Here is a 2,165-nt window from a genome sequence, read left to right on the forward strand (position 1 = left end):
GCAGTATGGCGTGGTGCGGGTGAACGACGTCGATGAGATGGGCGAGACCCTGCACCTGTTCTCCCGGGCCCTCGAAGTGACCGACCGGGACGTCACGCGGACCTGCGTGTATTCGTTCTCCGGGGGCATGGCGTCGCTGGCCGCGGACCTAGTGGGCAGCGCCGGCCTGGAACTGGCGGCCTTCGAGCCGGCGACCCTGGCGGCGCTCACGGCGCGGGCTCCGGCATTCGGGTTCGTCGACAACCCGGTTGACCTCACGACCAAGGTGTTCACCGACGCCGATCTGAACCGGGCCGTGTTCGAACTCATCTGCAACGACCCGAACGTCGGCTCGGTGTTGTTCGCGATGCCGGCGGACTACGGCGAGAGCACCGTGGCGGTGTCCAGGGACGCGGTCGAGATCGCGCAGTCCACCGGGACGCTGCTGATCCCGGTGTGGACGTCGCCCCGGCGCGGCGGTGGATACCAGGTGCTGGAGGCGGCCGGGCTGGCGCCCATGGATGGCGTCTACCGCGCGGTACAGGCGCTGCGGCGCTTTGCCGAGTGGCGAGCTCCCGCCGGGTCGGGTACGGCGGATCCCTCAGTCGAAACGCCCGGTCCGGCGTCGGCGACGAGCGAGCGGGCGCTGACCTACGAGCAGTCGACGGAGTTGCTGTCATCCGCGGGGGTGCGTGTCCCGCGCGAGTCGTTCGTCACCAGCGCGCGGGAGGCGGCCGAGGCGGCCGAACGAATCGCAGGCCCAGTCGTGATGAAGCTGAGCGCACCCGGCCTGATCCACAAGACCGAGGTCGGCGGGGTGCGGCTCGGCATCCGCGGCGGCGAGCAGGCTGGGGCCGCCTTCGCGGAGATGACATCGCCCGAGCGGCTGGCGTCCTTCGGGATCGAAGCGGACGGCGTCTTCGTGCAGGAAATGATCGCAGACGGACTGGATCTGCTCGTGAGCGTCCACGACGACGAGGTGTTCGGGACGGTCCTGACCATCGGGGCGGGCGGCGTGGCCACCGAGATCGACCTGGACGTCGTCCATCTCGCGATTCCGTTCAGGGACGAAGAACTCCTGCGGGCGCTGCGAGCCCTGCGCCTGTGGCCGCACCTGGCGGGCTTTCGCGGGAAGCCGGGCTGCGATCTTTCCGAGCTCGCCTCCGTGGCTCATGCGATCGCCGAGTTGTACCTGGCCACCGCACCTTCGCTGGCCGAGATCGAGGTCAATCCGCTGCGGGTCGTCGTTGAGGCGGACCGGACCAGCTGTGTCGCGCTGGATATCGTCGCCCTGCGCCGGTGACCAAAAACAAGAATGTATGCAATAATTGATGCAATCTAGACGTTGAGGGGATCGGCGCATGAAGGGTAGCCAGGCGGTCGCCGAGGTGCTGCGGCGCGAAGGCGTCGAGGAGGTCTTCTGCTTCCCGGCCAACAAGATGATCGACACCGCGGCGGCGGTGGGCATACGGCCGATCGTGGGGCGCCAGGAGCGCAGCGTCATCAACATGGCCGACGCCTACAGCCGGACCTCGAACGGAACGCGGATCGGCGTCGCGATGGTTCAGCACGGTCCGGGCGCCGAGCACGCGTTCGGTGGCATCGCCCAGGCCTACGCCGATTCGGTACCGCTGCTGTTGCTGCCGAACGGTAACACCCTGCGCGAGCTGGGGTTGCGGACCACCTTCGACGCGGTCGAAGCCTACCGGCCCGTCACCAAGTGGGCGGCCCGGTTCTCCACTCCGCAGACCGTCCATGAGCAGATGCGCCGGGCGTTCCAGCTGATGCGCTCGGGGCGTCCCGGCCCGGTCGTCCTCGAGCTGCCGCTCGACGTCGCCGAGGAGGAGTTCGACGACGCGCTGTTCGAGTACTCTGCGCCCGTCCGGTACCGCAGCGCGGCCGACCCGCGCGATGTCGAGCGTGCCGTCGAGCTGCTGCTCGACGGCGAACGGCCGCTGATCCGGGCCGGACAGGGCGTGCTGTGGGCCGGCGCGACCGACGCGCTGGTCGAGCTCGCCGAGTTGATCAACGCGCCGGTCGCGACCACCTACGTGGGCAAGAGCGCGTTCCCCGAGGACCATCCGCTGTCGGTCGGTTCGGGCGGGACGGCGGTCAGTCCCGGCATCGCGGCCTTCGTCCCGGATGCCGATGTCGTGCTCAGCATCGGCGCGAGCCTGATCACGACG

At 69.2% G+C, this 2,165-nt stretch carries 2 protein-coding genes; both read left to right on the forward strand.

Going from position 1 to position 2,165, the window contains the following annotated elements; all coding sequences use genetic code 11:
* Positions 1-1,282 (forward strand): acetate--CoA ligase family protein (locus VGZ32_RS16490; protein ID WP_326886936.1); only part of this gene is annotated, 1,282 nt, incomplete at its 5' end.
* Positions 1,283-1,340: 58 nt separating this feature from the next.
* Positions 1,341-2,165: thiamine pyrophosphate-binding protein (locus VGZ32_RS16495; protein WP_326886937.1), on the forward strand; the 825-nt coding region annotated here is incomplete at its 3' end.

Source organism: Actinocrinis sp. (genome assembly GCF_035938995.1).
Taxonomy (GTDB): domain Bacteria; phylum Actinomycetota; class Actinomycetes; order Streptomycetales; family Catenulisporaceae; genus DASZGI01.